This is a genomic window from Flavobacterium sp., from assembly GCF_017985075.1.
Taxonomy (GTDB): Bacteria; Bacteroidota; Bacteroidia; order Flavobacteriales; family Flavobacteriaceae; genus Flavobacterium.
The window spans coordinates 1-19,439 of record NZ_JAGNYF010000010.1 but is presented as its reverse complement, the minus strand read 5'-3'; the positions used below and the strand labels follow the sequence as shown (position 1 = coordinate 19,439).

Sequence of the window (19,439 nt, the reverse complement as noted above, 5' to 3'; positions counted from 1 at the left end):
TTTATCGGGATTTTTTTGTTTTTCATCGATATTTTTTGTTTTTTATCGATTTGTTAACAATTGTTCTTCTTAATGTTTATTTTTTTTGTTTATTTACTATACTAACATAAAATTAATTACTAATGAAAAAAATTACTTTATGGTTATTTGCCTTATTTACATGTTGGCAAATAACTGCTCAAACGGGCACAGTGGTAGTTGGTTCGAATGATGGAACCCCAAATTCATCAACTGGCGCACCTTCACCATTACAGGATTATTTTAAAACACAACGCATTCAGATGTTATATACTGCCGCAGAGCTTACAGGCGCTGGTTTAGTTGCAGGAAATATTACTGAAATTGGCTGGGTAGCTACTGCTTTAAATTTAAGTACTTTACAAGAAAATTATACGATTTCCTTAAAAAGTACTACAGCTACTGTTTTGACTACTACTTTCGAAACAGGTGCAACTGTTGTTTATGGACCAACTGATTTTACACCTTCTGCAACAGGAAATGTAATGTTTACATTAACTACTCCATTTGCATGGGACGGTACTTCTAATATTATAGTAGAAGTTTGTGCAGGTTTAGCATCAGGAGCTTGGTCAGAAAATGTGAGTTGTGCAAATTCAACTACTGCTACAAATAAAACTGTTTATAGTATAAGTGACTCTTCAACTGCTCCTTGTACACAAACAACAGGAACAATAACTGATCAAAGACCATTATTAGTTGCAACAGGAAGTGTTGCTTCATGTTTAGCGCCATTAAATGTTGTAAGTGCAAATGTTACAGCGTTTACTGCAGATATTTCTTGGGATGCAGCTACACCAACTCCAGGTATTGGATATCAGTATGTGGTTTCTACATCTAATACTGTTCCAACTGCAGCTGGAACTGCAACAACAAATATATATGCTAGTTTAACTAGTTTACTACCACAAACAACATATTATATTTTTGTGAGATCAAATTGTAGTACGGGTCAATTTAGTGGCTGGAATGGTCCAAGTTCATTTACTACATCTTGCGCACCTATTACAACTTTTCCTAGTGTTGAACCATTTGATACTTTTTTACCAAATGCATGTTGGTTGAAAGGAGATAATGGTGATTTAACTGCAGGTCCAGCAACATTTGGTTCAAACGGATTTTATCAAGACGGTTTTGCTAACAATGGATTTACTGGCTCTTTTGCGTATAACATTTATTTAGCAGCTGCGAATGACTGGATAATTTCTCCTCAGTTTACAATACCAGCTACTGGTTATGAATTAAAATTTGATGCTGCAGCTGCAAATTATGGAGCTACTACAGCAGTTACAGATTGGGAATCAGATGATTCAGTAGAAGTATTAGTAAGTTCAACGGGTACAACAAACTGGACAGTTTTATCTACTTTTAATGCCTCAAATGTTCCTTCAAATACAGGTTCGGTAAATATTATCGATTTAGATGCTTACTCAGGTCAAACAGTAAGATTTGCATATAGAGTTGTAGAAGGAACTACTAACGGAGCTGCTGATTTAGAGTTTTCAGTTGATAATTTTCAAATTCGTTTAACGCCATCTTGTATTGAACCACTAGGTTTAGTGTCAGCTTCGATTACATCTACTGGTGCTTCTATTTCTTGGGATGCAACATCTCCAGTACCTTCGGTTGGTTATGAGTATTTTGTTTCTACTACAAATACATTACCTACTACAGCTGGTACTGCAACAACTAATACTTTTGCAGTTTTAACAGGGTTAGCACCTGCTACAACCTATTATATATTTATTAGAGCAAATTGCGGATCAGGAGCTTTAAGCCCTTGGTCTACTTCAATAAGTTTTACTACAGCTTGTGCTTCAGTAACGAGTTTTATTCAAAATTTTGATGCAGTAACTTTACCAGGTTTTCCTGTTTGTTGGGGAAAATTAGGTACAGGAGGTTCTGCTTATATTGATAGTTTTAATGCTAATTCTACGCCAAATGTGTTATATATGTCATCTTGGTCTACTACAGACTTAGCAGTAGTTAAAATGCAACCTGTTTCTAATTTAGGTACTGGAACGCATAGATTAAAATTAAAAATAAGAGGAAGTTGGTCAACTGGTGGTATTATTGAATTTGGTTACTTAACCAATCCAATGGATGCAACTACATTTGTAGCATTAACTACAATGACCGCGGCTTCATTAACTTATGAAAATATGACATTTGCTCCTCCTGTTGGAACGTATTCGGATTATCCAGCATTCAGACATACAGGAGCACCATCAAATAGTTTGCTAATTGATGATGTAATTTGGGAAGCAATTCCATCTTGTGTGGAGCCTACAGCTTTAGTTTATGCTAATATCACTTCTTCTGGAGTTGATGTTTCATGGACGGCACCTACTACTGCGCCTGCAAATGGTTACCAATATGTAGTTTCAACCTCTGCAACTTTACCGTCAGCAGCAGGAACGGCAGTTACAAATACTTTTGTTTCTGTTTCAGGATTAACACCTTCTACAACATATTATATTTTTGTTAGAGCAATTTGTTCTACTACAGATGCTAGTCCATGGGTTGGACCGGTTTCATTCTTAACAGCTTGTGTGCCAGTTACAACTTTGCCATGGACAGAAGGATTTGAAGGATTAACTACTGTAGGGAATTCAAACTTTCCTCCATGTTGGTCTAAAGAAAATGGTGATTGGGTATCAAGAAATTCAAATGACACATACAGTACTTCTAATAATGGAACTAATTTTATTAGAAATTCATGGTCTGCAACAAATGAAATTATGTGGACGCCTGGTTTCCAATTAACGGCTGGAACTTCTTATGATTTTTCTTCATATATTCAAGGTGATAATGGTGATTCTTGGGCAGTAGATTATTTGGTTAATTCAAACCAAATAGCTACTGGCGCTACTCAATTAGGTACTACTTATGCTATCCCAGGAGCTGGTTCTTCATATGCTGCGCAACCTTATTCTAAAATAACTCGTTCGTTTACACCAACTACAACTGGTGTGTACTATTTTGCAATTCGTTTAAATGAACCAACAGGTGGACCTTGGTATGCTTCATTCGATGATTTCGAATTGAAAGTTACACCAAACGTTATTCCAACTTGTGCAACTCAATTGACTGCAACACCAAATACAACTTGTGGTAACTTTGCAAGTCAATTGTCTTGGGCGCCAGTTACTGACGCTACAGGATATTATGTTACGATTGGAACTACCTCTGGTGGAACTGATATTGCTAATGCGGTTTCGGTAAGTACAACAAACTACTCTTTCTCAGGAACTATAAATACTCAGTATTTCTGGAAAGTGGTTCCATTCAGTGGAGCAGGTCCTGCAACGGGTTGTGCGATACAATCTTTCACTACTGTTGCTACAGGATGTTATTGTGCGTCAGTTCCAACATCTAATGATGGAACAGGAATTACGAATGCAACAGTTGGTACAACACCGTTTGTTATTGCTGATGTAATGTATGCTAACAATACAACTACAGCAGTAGCAGTTGAACCAGGTACAAATACTAACGTGCAACTTACTTTTGCAACTGGGTTTACTTATGACATTAATGTATGGATTGACTTCAATAATGATTTCGATTTCAATGATGCTGGTGAATTAGTAAAAACAGGTATTGCGTGTACTGATGTGGAACCTAATACAGTTGATGCTTCATTCTTGATGCCAGTAACGGCACCTACAGGAGCACATAGAATGAGAATTGGAACTGCTGATGCAGGTCAAGCTCCTCCAGCGCCATGTTACAGTGGTTCATACGGAGTTACTTTAGACTTTACAGTAGATACAACATTGGGTTCAAATTCATTTGATACTTCAAACTTTGTAGCGTATCCAAATCCAGTAAAAGATGTATTGAATTTATCATACAAATCTGCAATTAGTAATGTAAAAGTAATTAACTTATTAGGTCAAGAAGTTGTAAATGCAAAAGCAAATACAAATGATGTACAAGTTAATATGTCTGCTTTAAATGCAGGAGTTTATATTGTTAATGTAACTGTTGATGATACAGTACATTCAATTAAAGTGATTAAAGAATAATTATTTTAAATAATTTTTTACTTAAAAGTCCCGATTTATCGGGACTTTTTTGTTTTATAAATGTAATATATTTGAGTTAATTAGTTAAAAAACAAATGATTTTTAACAAAACACGCATTTTAACGATTTTATTTACACTTTATCGGATTGTTAATAAATTGCTATATAATAATCAATTTAATTTTCTTTTATTTGTAATATAAACTATAATAACTTAATTATGAAAAAAATTACTTTCTGGCTCTTTGCGCTCTTTATGTGTGTGCAAGTCCAGGCCCAAGTAAGTTTGTACAGCTTTGCTCAAAGCAATGAAACTTACTCGGAAATCACAGGAGGTACTATTTTAGGTACTTCATCTGCTACTTCAGCTTTTGATTCGCAGGTTTGGAATATAGCAGACGCTACTATTCCATTCAGTTTCAATTTTAATGGAACAGCGTACACTGGTTGTAATGTTAGTAGTAATGGATTCATTACTTTTGGTGCTACAGCACCGCTATCAACTACAACTACTCCAATTTCAACTACAACAGCTTATGCAGGAGCTATTTCTGCATGGGGTGCTAACACCTCAGGTGTTTTTGTGGCTAGTTTAATTACAGGAGAAGTAAGGTATGAAGTGGTAGGTACAGCTCCCAACAGAGAATTGGTAATTCAATACAAAAATTGGAGACCAAACAGTTCTACTAGTATTTTTGAAATTCCATTTATGAATTTCCAAATTAGATTAGCGGAAACTACCAATCAAATTAAAATGGTTTACGGTGCTAGTGGTTATGCCATAGGTTCTACAGCTGTTTCTGGAACACCTCAAATTGGTTTAAGAGGTGCAGCAATAACTGACTTTAAAACAAGAACAAATACTTCAACGCAATTATTTACGGCATCAACTAACGGTACGGCAAATAGTTCAACTCAGGCATACAACACTTCAGTAGCTACTCCAGGTATGCCTACTAATGGTTTAGTGTATACGTATACGCCACCAGTAGTTTGTGCAGGTACACCAGTTGCGGGAACAGTTACGCCTGCGGTTCAAAATTTATGTGCAAGTACTACACCTACTGCATTAACTTTAACTGGAAACAGTGAAGGTTTTACAGGGTTAACTTTTCAATGGGAAACTTCAGCAGATAATACCACTTGGGCTAATGCTACAGGTGCTTCTGCTACTACTATGGTTTATGCAGCGCCTTCATTTGCAGGAACAGCAACAGTGTACTACAGATGTAAAATTACCTGTACAGGAAGTACCTTATTTTCTTATTCAAATGTAGTAACAGTTAATCCAGCGGCTGCTCCAGTAGGACAAGCAACAGGGTTAAACTTTACAAATATTACTCAATTAGGATTTACTGCTAACTGGACCAACTCGGATGGAAACAGACGTGTGGTGTATGTTAGTACTTCACCAATTGTAGATCCAGTTGATGGATCAGCTGTTGCATTTACAGCCGCTACTGCTTACACAGGAACAGGACAGCAAGTAGTATTTGATGGTACTGGGACAACTGTACCAGTAACAGGTTTACTACCAAATACGCAATATTATGTAAAAGTAATTCAATACTTAAGATGTGGTTCGGCTGCACCTTTTAGTTATTACTTTAATACTACTTCAGTTTCAAATGCTAGTACAGTAACAACAACACCTCCTGTGGCTATTCCATGGTCTGAGGGATTTGCAACTACTACTGTACCAACTAACTGGGTAAATACAGGTTTTACCTTAGGTAATCTTTTAACTCAAATTGGTCCTGCAATAAATAGTAATTTTATATATAAAAATTTGTTTGGTACAACTACAACTGGAAATTTAGTGACGCCTATTTTTGCTCCAGTACCTGCTAATCACAGATTTGTGTTTAATTACAAAGCGAATGATTATGCATCTCCTTACGGGACTACTGCTGCAAGTACTTTTAATATGGTTATTGCTGTTTCGACTAATAACGGTACTACTTATACAGATGTAGTTACAGAACCAAATAACGGTATCGCAGGATGGCAAACCTACACTTTAAATTTAGCAGCATATACTGGACAGTCAATCAGAATTAAAGTAACTTCTAACATGGTTATTACTACTTCAGATTTTTATGTTGCGTATGATAATTTTAAAATCGAGGCCATTCCAACTTGTGAAGCACCATCATGGAGTAGTTTAACTGCTAGTAGTGTTGCAGCTACTACAGCTACAATCTCATGGGCAGCTTCAACTTCTACACCAGCTAATGGTTACGATTATTATGTAAGTACTACAAGTACTGATCCATTAAGTACAGTTACTCCAACAGGATCTGTTGCAGCTGGTTTAGTTACAGCAAATTTATCAGCACTTTCAGGAAACACTACTTATTATGTATGGGTACGTTCTAATTGTGCTACTTCAGATGTAAGTACTTGGTCTGGACCAATTAATTTTAAAACATTATGTGCAAATGTAACTGCATTTACTCAAAATTTTGATGGTCAAGCTTCTTCAGCAATGCCATCTTGTTGGGAAAAAGTAGGAGCTTTAGGTTCTTGTTATACAGCAACTACTACACCTACACCTTCTGCGCCAAATGTAATTTATTTTTATGGTTCAACCACAAGTGCGCCTACAATGCGTATGCAACCGGTTTCTAATTTAGGCGCTGGAACACACCGTATGAAATTTAAAATGCGTTCAAGTTCAACTACTATTTTGCCAACTGTAGAAATTGGTTATTTAACGAATCCTTATGATGCAACTACATTTGTTGCATTGACTTCAATTTCTTCAATATCAAATGTTTTTGCTGATTTTGTATATGCTCCACCAGCGGGTACATATTCTGATTATCCAGCTATTAGACATACAGCATCAGTTTCTGGTACATTATATTTAGATGATTTTGTTTGGGAAGCGATTCCATTATGTGCTGATCCTTCAGCTATTGTATTTGCTCAAGTAGCTGCTACAACTGCAGTTATTTCTTGGGATGCTCCAGCTACAGCTCCGGCAGTAGGGTATGAATATGTAGTTTCTACTACAAACACACCACCTACAGCTGCAGGTACTGCAACTACAAGTACATTTGCTTCATTAACTGGTTTAACACCAAATGCGGCACAATACGTATTTGTTCGTTCTATCTGTTCTACAACAGAGACTAGTCCATGGGCGGGTCCAGTTACTTTTACTACTTTATGTGCTAACGTAACAGCATTCACTCAAAATTTTGATGGAGTAACGGCTTCGTCTTTACCTGCAGGTATGCCATCATGTTGGGTAAAATTAGGTACAGCAGGTTCTTGTTATACTACGACTACTACACCTACGCCATCGGCGCCTAATGTAATTTATTTTTATGGTTCATCCACTGGTGCACCAACAATGCGTATGCAACCGGTTTCTAATTTAGGAGCAGGAACACATCGTTTGAAATTTAAAATGCGTTCAAGTTCAACTACTGTATTTTCAACAGTAGAATTTGGTTATTTAACTGACGCAAATGATGCTACTACATTCGTATCATTGTCTTCATTTACTCCATCTTCAAATGTTTATGCTGATTTTGTATATGCGCCACCAGCTGGAACGTATTCTGATTTCCCTGCTGTGAAACATACAGGAACTGTTGCAGGTACCTTATATTTTGATGATTTTGTTTGGGAAGCGATTCCTACTTGTCCAGATCCTACGGCTTTAGTAAGTGCTAACGTAACATCTTCTTCGGTTGATATTTCATGGGATGCACCAACTACTGCTCCAGCATTAGGATATCAATATGTAATTTCTACTACAAATACACCTCCAACAGCAGCAGGAACTGCAGTAACTACTACATTTGCTACTGTTACTACAGGATTGTTACCATCAACTCAGTACTACGTTTTTGTTAGAGCAATTTGTTCTACTACAGATGCTAGTCCATGGGCGGGTCCAATAACTTTCACAACTTCTTGTGCGCCAATTACTGCATTACCACATGTAGAGCCATTTACTACTTTCTTACCTTCAATTTGTTGGATTAAAGGAGACAATGGTGATTTAACTGCTGGTCCAGCTACTTTTGGTACTAACAGTTGGAAAGATGATGGTTTTTCTAATAATGGAACTACAGGTTCAATTGCATACAATCATTATACTACAGGTGCTAATGATTGGATCATTTCTCCTCAATTTACAATTCCAGCTACTGGTTGGGAATTAAAATTTGATGCAGCTTTAACACAATGGAACGGTACAACAGCTCCAACTACTGCTTGGGATGCTGATGATAGAGTAGAAGTACTTGTTGCTTCAAACTTTACAAACTGGACAGTTCTTCATACTTACAATAATGCTAATGCACCTGCAGCTGCTGGTTCACCAAACATTATTGATCTAGATGCTTACAATGGTCAAACCGTTCGTTTTGCATACAGAGTTGTTTCTGGAGCTACTGATGGTTCTGATGATACAGATTTCTTCGTTGATAACTTCGAAATTCGTTTATCTCCTTCATGTCCTCAACCTACAAATGTTGTGGTTTCAAGTGTAACTGCTACTGGTGCAGCTTCATCTTGGGATGTAATGTCAGGTGCAGCTTCTGGTTATGAATATGTAGTTTCAACTTCTGCAACACCACCAACAGGTGCGGGTACAGCTGTAACAACTGCTTTTGTAGCTTTAACAGGTTTAACACCTCAAACACCTTACTATTTATATGTAAGAGCTAATTGTGGTTCAGGTTCATTTAGTGTATGGTCTGTTCAAACATTCACTACACAATGTGCTGCAATTACTGCATTACCTTGGACTGAAGGTTTTGAAGGATTAACAACTGTTGGAACAACTGATTTCCCTGCATGTTGGTCGAAACAAAACGGTGATTGGGCTTCAAGAAATACAAATGATACTTGGAGTACTGCTAACACAGGAACTAATTTTATTAGAGATGCTTATAATGCAACTAATGAATACATTTGGACACCTGGTTTCCAATTAACTGCTGGTACTTCTTATGATTTCTCTTCATTTATTCAAGGAGATAATGCTACTACATGGTTTGTTGATTATTTTGTAAATACAAATCAAAATTCAACAGGAGCTACTCAATTAGGTGCTTCATACAACATTCCTGGTACAGGTACACCTTACACGGCACAGCCATATACAAAAATTACACGTTCATTTGTTCCAACTACAACTGGAGTGTATTATTTTGCAGTACGTGTAAATGAGGCAACTTTTTCACCTTGGTATGCTTCATTCGATGATTTCGAATTGAAAGTAACTCCAAATATTATTCCATCTTGTGCAACTGGATTAACTTCAGTTCCAAATGCAACTTGTGGTAACTTTGCTAATCAATTATCTTGGTCTGCAACTCAAGATGCTACAGGTTATTATGTAACTATTGGAACTACTGCTGGTGGAACAGATATTGCTAATGCAGTTTCGGTAAGTGCTACCAATTATTCTTTCTCAGGTACTATAAATACGCAGTATTTCTGGAAAGTGGTTCCATTCAGTGGAGCAGGTCCAGCTACAGGATGTACTGAACAAACTTTTACTACTGTTGCTACAGGATGTTATTGTGCGTCAGTTCCAACATCTAATGATGGAACAGGTATTACGAATGCAACAGTTGGTACAACTCCGTTTGTTATTGCTGATGTAATGTATGCTAATAATACAGCTACAGCAGTGGCAGTTGAACCAGGTACAAATGCTAACGTGCAACTTACTTTTGCAACTGGGTTTACTTATGACATCAATGTATGGATTGACTTCAATAATGATTTCGATTTCAATGATGCTGGAGAATTAGTAAAAACAGGTATTGCTTGTACTGCTGTAAATCCAAATACAGTTGATGCTTCATTCTTGATGCCATTAACTGCGCCTACAGGAGCACACAGAATGAGAATTGGAACTGCTGATACAGGTCAAGCTCCTCCAGCACCATGTTACAGTGGTTCATACGGAGTTACTTTAGACTTTACAGTAGATACAACGTTAGGTTCAAATTCATTTGATACTTCAAACTTTGTAGCGTATCCAAATCCAGTAAAAGATGTATTGAATTTATCATACAAATCTGCAATTAGTAATGTAAAAGTAATTAACTTATTAGGTCAAGAAGTTGTAAATGCAAAAGCAAATACAAATGATGTACAAGTTGATATGTCTGCTTTAAATGCAGGAGTTTATATTGTTAATGTAACTGTTGATGATACAGTACATTCAATAAAAGTGATTAAAGAATAATTATTTTCAAATAATTTTTTACTTAAAAGTCCTGATTTATCAGGACTTTTTTGTTTTTATACATATCTTTGTTTTTATAAAACAAGACTATGTTATTTTCTTTAATTATACCTATTTTTAATAGACCTGATGAAATTGATGAACTATTAGAAAGTTTGTCAAAACAAACCTATACAGTTAATTATGAAATAGTAATTATAGAAGATGGTTCTTCAATTACTTGTGAACATATAATTCAAAAATATGTAACTTTAAATGTAAGTTACTATTTTAAACCCAATTCAGGTCCAGGTGATTCCAGAAATTATGGAATGAAAATGGCTAAAGGTGATTATTTTATCATTTTAGACTCAGATTGCATAATTCCATCCAATTACTTACAAATTGTTGATGAAGAATTAAAAAGAGATTTTGTAGATTGTTTTGGTGGCCCAGACGCAGCTTTGGATTCTTTTTCAAATATTCAAAAAGCTATAAATTTCACTATGACTTCTTTTCTAACTACAGGCGGAATTAGAGGTGGGAGTGAAAAAATAGATAAATTTCAGCCCAGAAGTTTTAATATGGGCTTATCTAAAAAAGCATTTGAAGCATCTAATGGTTTCGGGAATATTCATCCTGGTGAAGATCCTGATTTGTCTATTCGATTATGGAAATTAGGGTATAAAACAAAATTAATTTCCAAAGCTTTTGTATATCATAAACGAAGAATAGATTGGAATAAATTTTATACGCAAGTAAATAAATTTGGCTTAGCAAGACCAATCTTAAATTCTTGGTATCCAGAATTTGCTAAAATTACATTTTGGTTTCCAACTTTGTTTTTAGTAGGATTTTTGTTTTCTGCTTTAGTTGCAATTTTCAGCTTTCCTTACTTTTTATATGTGTATGGTTTTTATTTTATTATGTTGTTTCTTACTTCATTGAAAAAAAATAAATCTATAGAAATTGCTTTATATAGTTTGGTAGCAACAATAATTCAGTTTTATGGATATGGAAAAGGATTTTTACTTTCATATCTTAAAATTCATATTTTAAAACAACAACCTGAAATAGCCTTTTCAAAACTATTTTTTAAAAAATAAAATGACAAAAATAATTGGACTTACTGGTGGAATTGGTACAGGTAAAACAACTGTAGCAGCTTATTTTGCTTCAAAAGGAGTTCCTGTTTATATTGCTGATGAAGCTGCTAAAGAAATAATGAATACTAAAGAAGTTATTCAAGAAGTTCAAGCTCTTTTTTCAGAAAACGTTATTTCAGAAAATGGTTATTTAAATAGAACGTTAATTCGTGACTTGGTGTTTTCGGATAATGATAAATTAGCACAACTCAATTCAATTATTCATCCAAAAGTAAAACGCGACTTTGACAATTGGTTATCTCAACATCAAGATGCTCCATTTGTAATTAAAGAAGTAGCCATTTTATTTGAAACGAATGGGCAAGAGTATTGTGACGTCACTATTTTAATTACAGCGCCTTTAGAAACCCGAATTCAACGTGTTTTGGAAAGGGATAAAACGTCAAAAGATATTATTCTACAGATAATTCAAAACCAACTTCCTGAAGAACAGAAAATTAGATTAGCGACATATGTTATTGAAAATGAAAATTTAGAGAAAACGTATGAATTTATCGATATTTTAATAAAAAAATTAAATAATATTTAAATTTTAACATAATTGTTAAATATTGGTTAATTATTTCGCTTGCTCTTAATTCCGCCCTAACTTTGCTATGATGAATAAAACGAGGTTTAGAATATTAGTTTTTTTAATGAGTATTTCTTTGATAGGAATTATTTTAGTTCAGTTATATTGGATTAATAGTTCGTTTCAAAAAAATGACGATCAATTTAAACACCACGCTTTAGTAGTTTTAAGTAATGTTTCTGAAAAGCTAAACAATAAAGAAATGGTTGATTTCTATACGTCTTATAAAAAATTTAAAGACAGTACAGGAAGAGAACCAATGCAAGAGCAATTAAAACAGCTTTTTTATTATGAAAAAGATTCCAATACAAAAGAAGTTTTAATTTATTCGAACACAATTATTCCTGAAGATTTTGGTATAGATGGTTCGTTCTTTGATAAAAATGCAGGTGCTATTAAAATTAGAGAATATCAAGCAAAAAGAAAAACGCAAGTTTATAAAGATAATTCTTTAGAAGGTAGCGAAACTAATATGGGTGCAAAACCTAATGTTACGATTCAAAAAAATGGTAGATTAGGTATTTTAGACCGTGTGCAATTTGAACTTTTGTTTAGAGATATTGTTTCTCAAAGACAAATTCATAAGAGAATTTCTTCAAAATTAGTAAATGATGTTTTGAATTTTGAATTATACAAATCAGAATTAAAAACACCTTATGAGTTTGCAGTGTATAAAAATGGTTTAGCGACAAAAATAAAATCAGAAGAGTTTAGATATGATAAATGCACTACATATAGTGTGCCTATTTTATTAGATGCCGAAGGAAAATCAGATTATAAATTATTACTTAGATTTCCTAACAAAACCAATTTTGTATTCTCGTCAATGTTACCGATGACAATTTTAACTTTATTATTTGTTGTAATAATTTTGGTAACCTATACCAGTGCTTTAAAACAATTAATCATGCAAAAGCAGATATCTGAAATAAAAACAGATTTCATAAACAACATGACACATGAATTTAAAACACCAATTGCGACAATAAATTTAGCTTTAGACGCAATAAAAAATCCGAAAATTATTGATGATAAAGAAAAGGTGCAAAAATATCTTCAAATGATTAAGGATGAAAACAAACGAATGCATGCCCAAGTTGAAAATGTGCTTAGAATTTCAAAATTAGAAAGAAACGAATTAAATATTGATAAAGAACCACAAGAAATTACAGATTTTATTGAGGATGCGATTGATCATGTGAGTTTAATTTTAGAAGATAGAGAAGGGGAAATACATACTCATTTTAATGCCAATAGAACTACTGTGCTTTTAAATGATGTACATTTTACAAATGTTTTGGTTAATATTTTGGACAATGCAATGAAATATTCAGTAGAAAAACCAATTATTAATGTGTTCACAGAAAACATTAAAGATTATATACTTATTAAAATAGAAGATAACGGAATAGGAATGACGAAAGCCGTGCAAAAAAAGGTTTTTGAAAAATTTTTTAGAGAACACACGGGCGATTTACATAACGTTAAAGGACACGGTTTAGGCTTAGCCTACGTAAAACAAATTATCGATGACCACAATGGCGAGATTTTTGTTGAAAGCGAAAAAGGAAAAGGAAGTACATTTATAATTAAATTGCCATTAATAAATTAAGATATGGAAGCAAAAAAAATATTACTAGTAGAAGATGATCCAAATTTTGGTTCAGTTTTAAGAGATTATTTATCATTAAATGATTTCGAAGTTACATTAGCTAAAAACGGAATGGAAGGTTTCGAGAAGTTTAAAAAAGATACTTACGATTTATGTATTTTAGACGTAATGATGCCATATAAAGATGGTTATACATTAGCGCGAGAAATTAGAGAAAGAAATACAGAAGTGCCAATTATCTTTTTGACAGCTAAAACATTAAAAGAAGATGTTTTAAAAGGTTATAAAGTTGGAGCTGATGATTATTTAAACAAACCGTTTGATTCAGAAGTGTTGCTGATGAAAATCAAAGCGATTATTCAAAGAAAAGCTTCTGAAACAAAACCAGATTCAACTATTTTTGAGTTTACTATTGGTAAATTCCATTTAAATTCTAAATTGCGATTTTTAACTTTTGATAATCAAGAGCCTATTAAATTATCTCCAAAAGAATCTGAATTGTTAAAAATGTTAGCCCTTCATGAAAATGATTTAATGCCAAGAGAATTAGCATTAACAAAAATTTGGAGAGACGATAATTATTTCACGTCAAGAAGTATGGACGTTTATATCGCTAAACTTAGAAAATATCTAAAATTAGATGAACGTGTAGAAATATTAAACATACACGGAGAAGGATTTCGTTTAGTTATAAATTCATAAAAAAAAGGCTACCATTTGGTAGCCTTTTTTTATTAAAATTGCCAGCAAATAATTTGTGTAGTTTTGTTTCCGTTTGTTAAATGAAGTGTAGTACTGTTTTTAACTTCTACTTTCTTCATTTGTTTATACAACGGCTTCAAGTTTGATTTCTTAGAAATAATAGCACTGAACCATTTACATTGACTTTTAAAGTGAACACTTTCATAAATCATATTGGTTACAAATGCCAATTCGCCACCTTCGCACCATAATTCGTTATTCTGCCCACTGAAATTTAATACGGGTTTGTCAGCTACTTTCTGACCTAAGTTTTTGTTTTTTCGTAACGAACCTTTTGCAGCTTCTTCCGCAGAGGAATGAAAAGGCGGATTGCAAATAACAAAATCAAAAACTTCTTCCGATTCTAAAATGTACTTTAAAACATTTCGTTTGTTATCGTTAAATCGAACGGTTACGTTTTCGTTTAATTTCGGATTTTTACTTAAAATGGTTTCTGCAGATAGTAAAGATTGTTTGTCCACTTCGGTTCCTACAAATGTCCAACCATACTCATGATTTCCAATTATTGGATAAATACAATTTGCACCTACGCCAATATCTAAAATTCTAACGGCATTTCCGGTTGGAACCACGCCACCATTTGAAGCAGCTAATATATCTGCTATATGATGAATGTATTCAGCTCTTCCTGGAATAGGAGGGCATAAGTTGGTTTTTGGAATATTCCAGTATTCTAAATTGTAAAAATGCATTAATAAGGCTTTATTTAATGCTTTTACAGCAATTGGATTTGAAAAATCAATTGACTTTTCTCCTGCTTTATTTAAGAATAAATGTAAGTTTAAATCGGGATGTGTTTTGATTAATTGTGCAAAGTCATATCTGCCAATATGTTTGTTTCTTGGGTGTAAACCTTCAAAAGTAAGGTTTGTTTCATTATTTTCCATATATTCTTGTAAGTGGCAAATTTACAATTAATAATACAGATTTGCATTATGATAAGAAACAAAAAATCCCAACCTTTCGATTGGGATTTTGTATAAGTAAGATATAAATATGATTAAACGTTGATTATTTCACTTTATTTACGATAGCTGCAAATGCTTCTGAGTGGTTCATAGCTAAATCTGCAAGAACTTTACGGTTCAATTCGATATTGTTAGCTTTTACTTTACCCATAAACTGAGAATAGCTCATTCCGTATTGTCTTGCACCAGCGTTAATACGCATAATCCATAATGCACGGAAATTTCTTTTCTTTTGCTTTCTATCACGGTAAGCATAGCACATTGCTTTTTCTACCGCATTTTTAGCGACTGTCCAAACGTTTTTACGTCTTCCGAAGAATCCTTTTGCTTGTTTTAATACTCTTTTTCTTTTAGCTCTTGTAGCTACTGAATTTACTGCTCTTGGCATAATTTTAAATGTTTTTTGTAGTAAGGCGACTTTATTAGTACTTTCAACTTCTGTTGTCAGGCTAAGCCTGTCGAAGTCTGCCCACTCCAGGGTTATTAATTAGTTTTAACCAAACAACGTATTAAATAATATTTAATTGTTGTTTAATGCTTTTCTCATCTGTTTTATGAACTAAACCAGAGTGAGTTAAAGCTAATTTACGTTTTTTAGATTTTTTTGTCAAAATGTGACTCTTAAAAGCGTGTTTTCTTTTGATCTTTCCAGAACCAGTAACTTTAAATCGTTTCTTAGCACTAGATTTTGTTTTCATTTTAGGCATTTTTTCCTAGGTATTTAATTTATTCTTACTTACTATCTTGATAGCTTTAAGCATTAGGCAGTAAGCATTAGGCTTTTGATAGCTTATGGCTTATTGCATATTGCTTGTAGCATTATTTTACTTTTTTCTTAGAAGCAATGTATATAATCATACGTTTTCCTTCTAAAACAGGCATACTTTCTACTTTTCCGAATTCTTCTAAATCTTGAGCTAAACGTAATAATAAAATTTGTCCTTGCTCTTTATAGATGATAGAACGTCCTTTAAAAAATACAAATGCCTTTAATTTTGAACCTTCTTGTAAGAATTTTAAAGCATTTTTTTTCTTAAATTCATAATCATGTTCATCAGTTTGAGGTCCGAAACGAATTTCCTTAATTACAACTTGACTAGATTTTGCTTTTAATTCTTTTTCCCTTTTCTTTTGTTGGTATAAGAATTTTCCATAATCCATCAATTTACAAACAGGTGGTTCTGCGTTTGGTGAAATTTCAACTAAGTCTACTTCTTGTTCTTCTGCAAATCGTAATGCATCAGCCATTTTGTAAACGCCTGGTTCAATGTTTTCACCTACTAAACGTACTTCAGCTACACCTCTAATTAAATTATTAATACGATGTGCGGCTACTTTTTCTACTCTAGGAGTGTAACTCCCTCTTCCTCTTCTAATTGCTATGACTCTGTAATTTTAGTTAAACTTTAAAATTGTTTCAATGTTTTGTTTATTTCTTCATTTACAATTTTTGCAAATTCTTCAATTGTAACTGTAATATTTCCTTTCCCTTCTTGTCCATTTCGACGTACAGAAATGGTACCATTTTTTTCTTCTTCTTCACCAACTATTAGCATAAATGGCATTTTTTGCATTTCTGCTTCCCTAATTTTCTTACCAATTGTCTCGTTTCGGTTGTCAATTAGGGCGCGAATTTCGTGAATTTCCAGCAAATCTAAAACTTTTTTCGCATATTTTTCATATTTCTCACTTAAACTTAATATAATTGCTTGTTCTGGCATCAACCAAAGTGGGAAATTTCCTGCAGTATGTTCTAATAAAATTGCGATAAATCGTTCCATTGAACCAAATGGCGCTCTATGAATCATTACTGGACGATGTAATTTGTCATCTGCTCCTTTGTAAGAAAGTTCAAAACGTTCTGGTAAGTTGTAATCCACCTGAATAGTTCCTAATTGCCAGCTTCTTCCTAAAGCATCTTTTACCATAAAGTCTAACTTCGGACCATAAAACGCAGCTTCACCAGCTTCAATAACGTAATTTAAACCTTTGTCTTTTGCGGCGCTAATAATAGCATTTTCTGCTTTTTCCCAGTTTTCAACGCTACCAATATATTTATCAGGATTGTTTAAATCTCTAACAGAAACTTGAGCTGTAAAGTTTTCAAATCCTAATGAACCAAATACATAAAGTACTAAATCAATTACATTTTTAAATTCTGTATCCAATTGATCTGGCATACAAAAAATATGTGCATCATCTTGAGTAAATCCTCTTACACGAGTCAAACCATGTAATTCTCCAGATTGTTCGTATCTATAAACAGTACCAAATTCAGCATAACGCTTTGGTAAATCTTTGTAAGACCAAGGTCTAGAGTTGTATATTTCACAGTGATGCGGGCAGTTCATAGGTTTCAACAAAAACTCTTCGCCTTCAGCTGGAGTCGTTATCGGTTGAAAACTATCTGCTCCATATTTTGCATAATGCCCAGAAGTAACATATAATTCTTTTTGACCAATATGAGGCGTAACCACTTGTTCGTATCCTGCTTTCTTTTGAGCTTTCTTTAAAAATTGCTCTAATCTATCGCGCAAAGCAGCACCTTTCGGAAGCCATAATGGTAAACCTTGTCCAACACGTTGTGAAAAATGGAACAAATCCAATTCTTTACCTAACTTTCTGTGGTCGCGTCTTTTAGCTTCTTCTAATAATTCTAAATAGTCTGTTAAATCTTTCTGTTTTGGAAATGAAGTTCCGTAAACACGTGTTAATTGTTTATTTTTTTCATCACCACGCCAATACGCACCAGCAATACTCATTATTTTCACGGCCTTAATAATTCCTGTATTCGGAATGTGTCCGCCACGACATAAATCTGTAAACGTAGCATGATCACAAAAAGTAATAGTTCCGTCTTCTAAATTAGAAATTAATTCTGTTTTATATTCGTTGTCTTTATATTTATCTAATGCTTCAGCTTTAGTTACGGCACGCATTTTAAATTCGTGTTTTTCTCTCGAAATTTCTAAAACGCGGTCTTCAATCTTTTTAAAATCAGCATCCGTAATTTTATTGTCTCCAAAATCTACGTCATAATAAAACCCATTATCAATAGCTGGCCCAAGCGTTAATTTAATTCCAGGAAACATTTCTTCTAGCGTTTGCGCCATTACGTGTGAAGTCGAATGCCAAAATGCTTTCTTTCCCTCTTTGTCATTCCATGTATATAAAGTAAGCGTACCATCTGTGGTTAACGGGGTAGATGTTTCTATCGTCGTATCATTATAATTAGCCGAAATCACATTTCTAGCAAATCCTTCGCTAATATTTTTAGCAACATCCATCGGAGTTACGCCTTGCGAAAACTCTCTTACCGATCCATCGGGTAAAGTAACTTTAATCATGGTTTATTTTTTATTGAGGTGCAAAGATAATACAATCCAATATTTCCTACAATATATATAGGTATAGTTTTTTTTAGCAGCTATTTCCTGCTCTCCGCTATATCTTTTTGCCTAGTGGTCTTTGAAAATAAAGCCCACTATACAAAAAGGATGCCGCTACGATCCGGGCTATGGGCCTTATTTTTTCAGTTGAATTCCCCTGCAAAACTTTTTTATCAAGAAATCCTGTTGTGTAACGTCTTGTTGTTCAATAGTTAAGAAAATACTTTAAAAAAAGATTGCAATAAGGTTAGGAAATCCGAATAAAGTTGTTAGTTTTGCACCCGCATTGAGAGCGCCGTTCTTTATTAAGAAGTACTTAAATCCTACGAATTTTATTTTTGATAAAAGGATAAAAAAGATTTGGTAATTAGTAAATAAAGATGTTATCTTTGCACCCCGCAGAAGAAAAGTTCATTTACAATTTAGTTATAACAAAACGGAGATAAAATTTTCTCAAAAAAAAGTGTATTAAAGTTTTGGTAATAAAAAAAAAGGTTCTACTTTTGCACCCGCTAACTCAAAGAGAAGGCAAAAAATAAGAGAACAAGTTCATAGACATATTGGATTGACAGCATATAAGAATAAGAGTAATATCTTTTTCGAGTATTATAAAGAATTGAATACCTAGCAAAATGATTATCGTCGATAAAATAACTTAGATAGCGATATCTTAAAAAATCTACGATGAAGAGTTTGATCCTGGCTCAGGATGAACGCTAG

11 protein-coding genes are annotated in these 19,439 nt (G+C 33.7%); 6 read left to right on the top strand and 5 right to left on the bottom strand.

All coding sequences use genetic code 11. The annotated features are described in order from the left end of the window. Window positions 1–122: 122 nt before the first annotated feature. From KA468_RS03715 to KA468_RS03690, 6 genes are all read left to right on the top strand, one after another. A complete protein-coding gene (locus KA468_RS03715; protein WP_291241590.1) occupies window positions 123–4,049 on the top strand; it encodes a T9SS type A sorting domain-containing protein in 3,927 nt (1,308 codons plus the stop codon). A 220-nt stretch (window positions 4,050–4,269) separates the two neighbouring features. Next, window positions 4,270–10,272: a fibronectin type III domain-containing protein gene (locus KA468_RS03710; RefSeq protein WP_291241589.1), complete on the top strand. Its 6,003-nt coding sequence runs from the start codon at window positions 4,270–4,272 to the stop codon at window positions 10,270–10,272. 89 nt (window positions 10,273–10,361) lie between these two features. Continuing rightward, entirely contained in the window at window positions 10,362–11,357 is a 996-nt protein-coding gene (locus KA468_RS03705) for a glycosyltransferase (protein ID WP_291241588.1), read from the top strand. 1 nt (window position 11,358) lies between these two features. Then, window positions 11,359–11,946, top strand: coding sequence for a dephospho-CoA kinase (gene coaE, locus KA468_RS03700; protein WP_291241587.1), 588 nt, complete (start codon window positions 11,359–11,361; stop codon window positions 11,944–11,946). A gap of 70 nt (window positions 11,947–12,016) precedes the next feature. Further along, entirely contained in the window at window positions 12,017–13,600 is a 1,584-nt protein-coding gene (locus KA468_RS03695; protein WP_291241623.1) for a HAMP domain-containing sensor histidine kinase, read from the top strand. A gap of 3 nt (window positions 13,601–13,603) precedes the next feature. Then, a complete protein-coding gene (locus tag KA468_RS03690; RefSeq protein WP_291241586.1) occupies window positions 13,604–14,302 on the top strand; it encodes a response regulator transcription factor in 699 nt (232 codons plus the stop codon). Window positions 14,303–14,334: 32 nt separating this feature from the next. On the opposite strand, the gene rlmF is transcribed toward KA468_RS03690, so the two are convergent. From rlmF to thrS, 5 genes are all read right to left on the bottom strand, one after another. Continuing rightward, on the bottom strand, window positions 14,335–15,249 hold the full coding sequence (rlmF, locus tag KA468_RS03685; RefSeq protein ID WP_291241585.1) for a 23S rRNA (adenine(1618)-N(6))-methyltransferase RlmF: 915 nt from the start codon (window positions 15,247–15,249) through the stop codon (window positions 14,335–14,337). Window positions 15,250–15,373: 124 nt separating this feature from the next. After that, the gene (gene rplT, locus KA468_RS03680; protein ID WP_091312626.1) at window positions 15,374–15,718 is read right to left on the bottom strand and encodes a 50S ribosomal protein L20; all 345 of its coding nucleotides are present in this window, start codon (window positions 15,716–15,718) and stop codon (window positions 15,374–15,376) included. 121 nt (window positions 15,719–15,839) lie between these two features. Next, a complete protein-coding gene (gene rpmI, locus KA468_RS03675) occupies window positions 15,840–16,037 on the bottom strand; it encodes a 50S ribosomal protein L35 (RefSeq protein ID WP_140964640.1) in 198 nt (65 codons plus the stop codon). Between the two features lie 112 nt (window positions 16,038–16,149). After that, the gene (gene infC, locus KA468_RS03670; protein ID WP_291241622.1) at window positions 16,150–16,650 is read right to left on the bottom strand and encodes a translation initiation factor IF-3; all 501 of its coding nucleotides are present in this window, start codon (window positions 16,648–16,650) and stop codon (window positions 16,150–16,152) included. Between the two features lie 86 nt (window positions 16,651–16,736). Beyond that, window positions 16,737–18,677 carry a threonine--tRNA ligase gene (gene thrS / locus KA468_RS03665; RefSeq protein ID WP_291241584.1) on the bottom strand — a complete coding sequence of 647 codons (1,941 nt, stop codon included), beginning with the start codon at window positions 18,675–18,677 and terminating at the stop codon, window positions 16,737–16,739. Window positions 18,678–19,439: the final 762 nt, after the last annotated feature.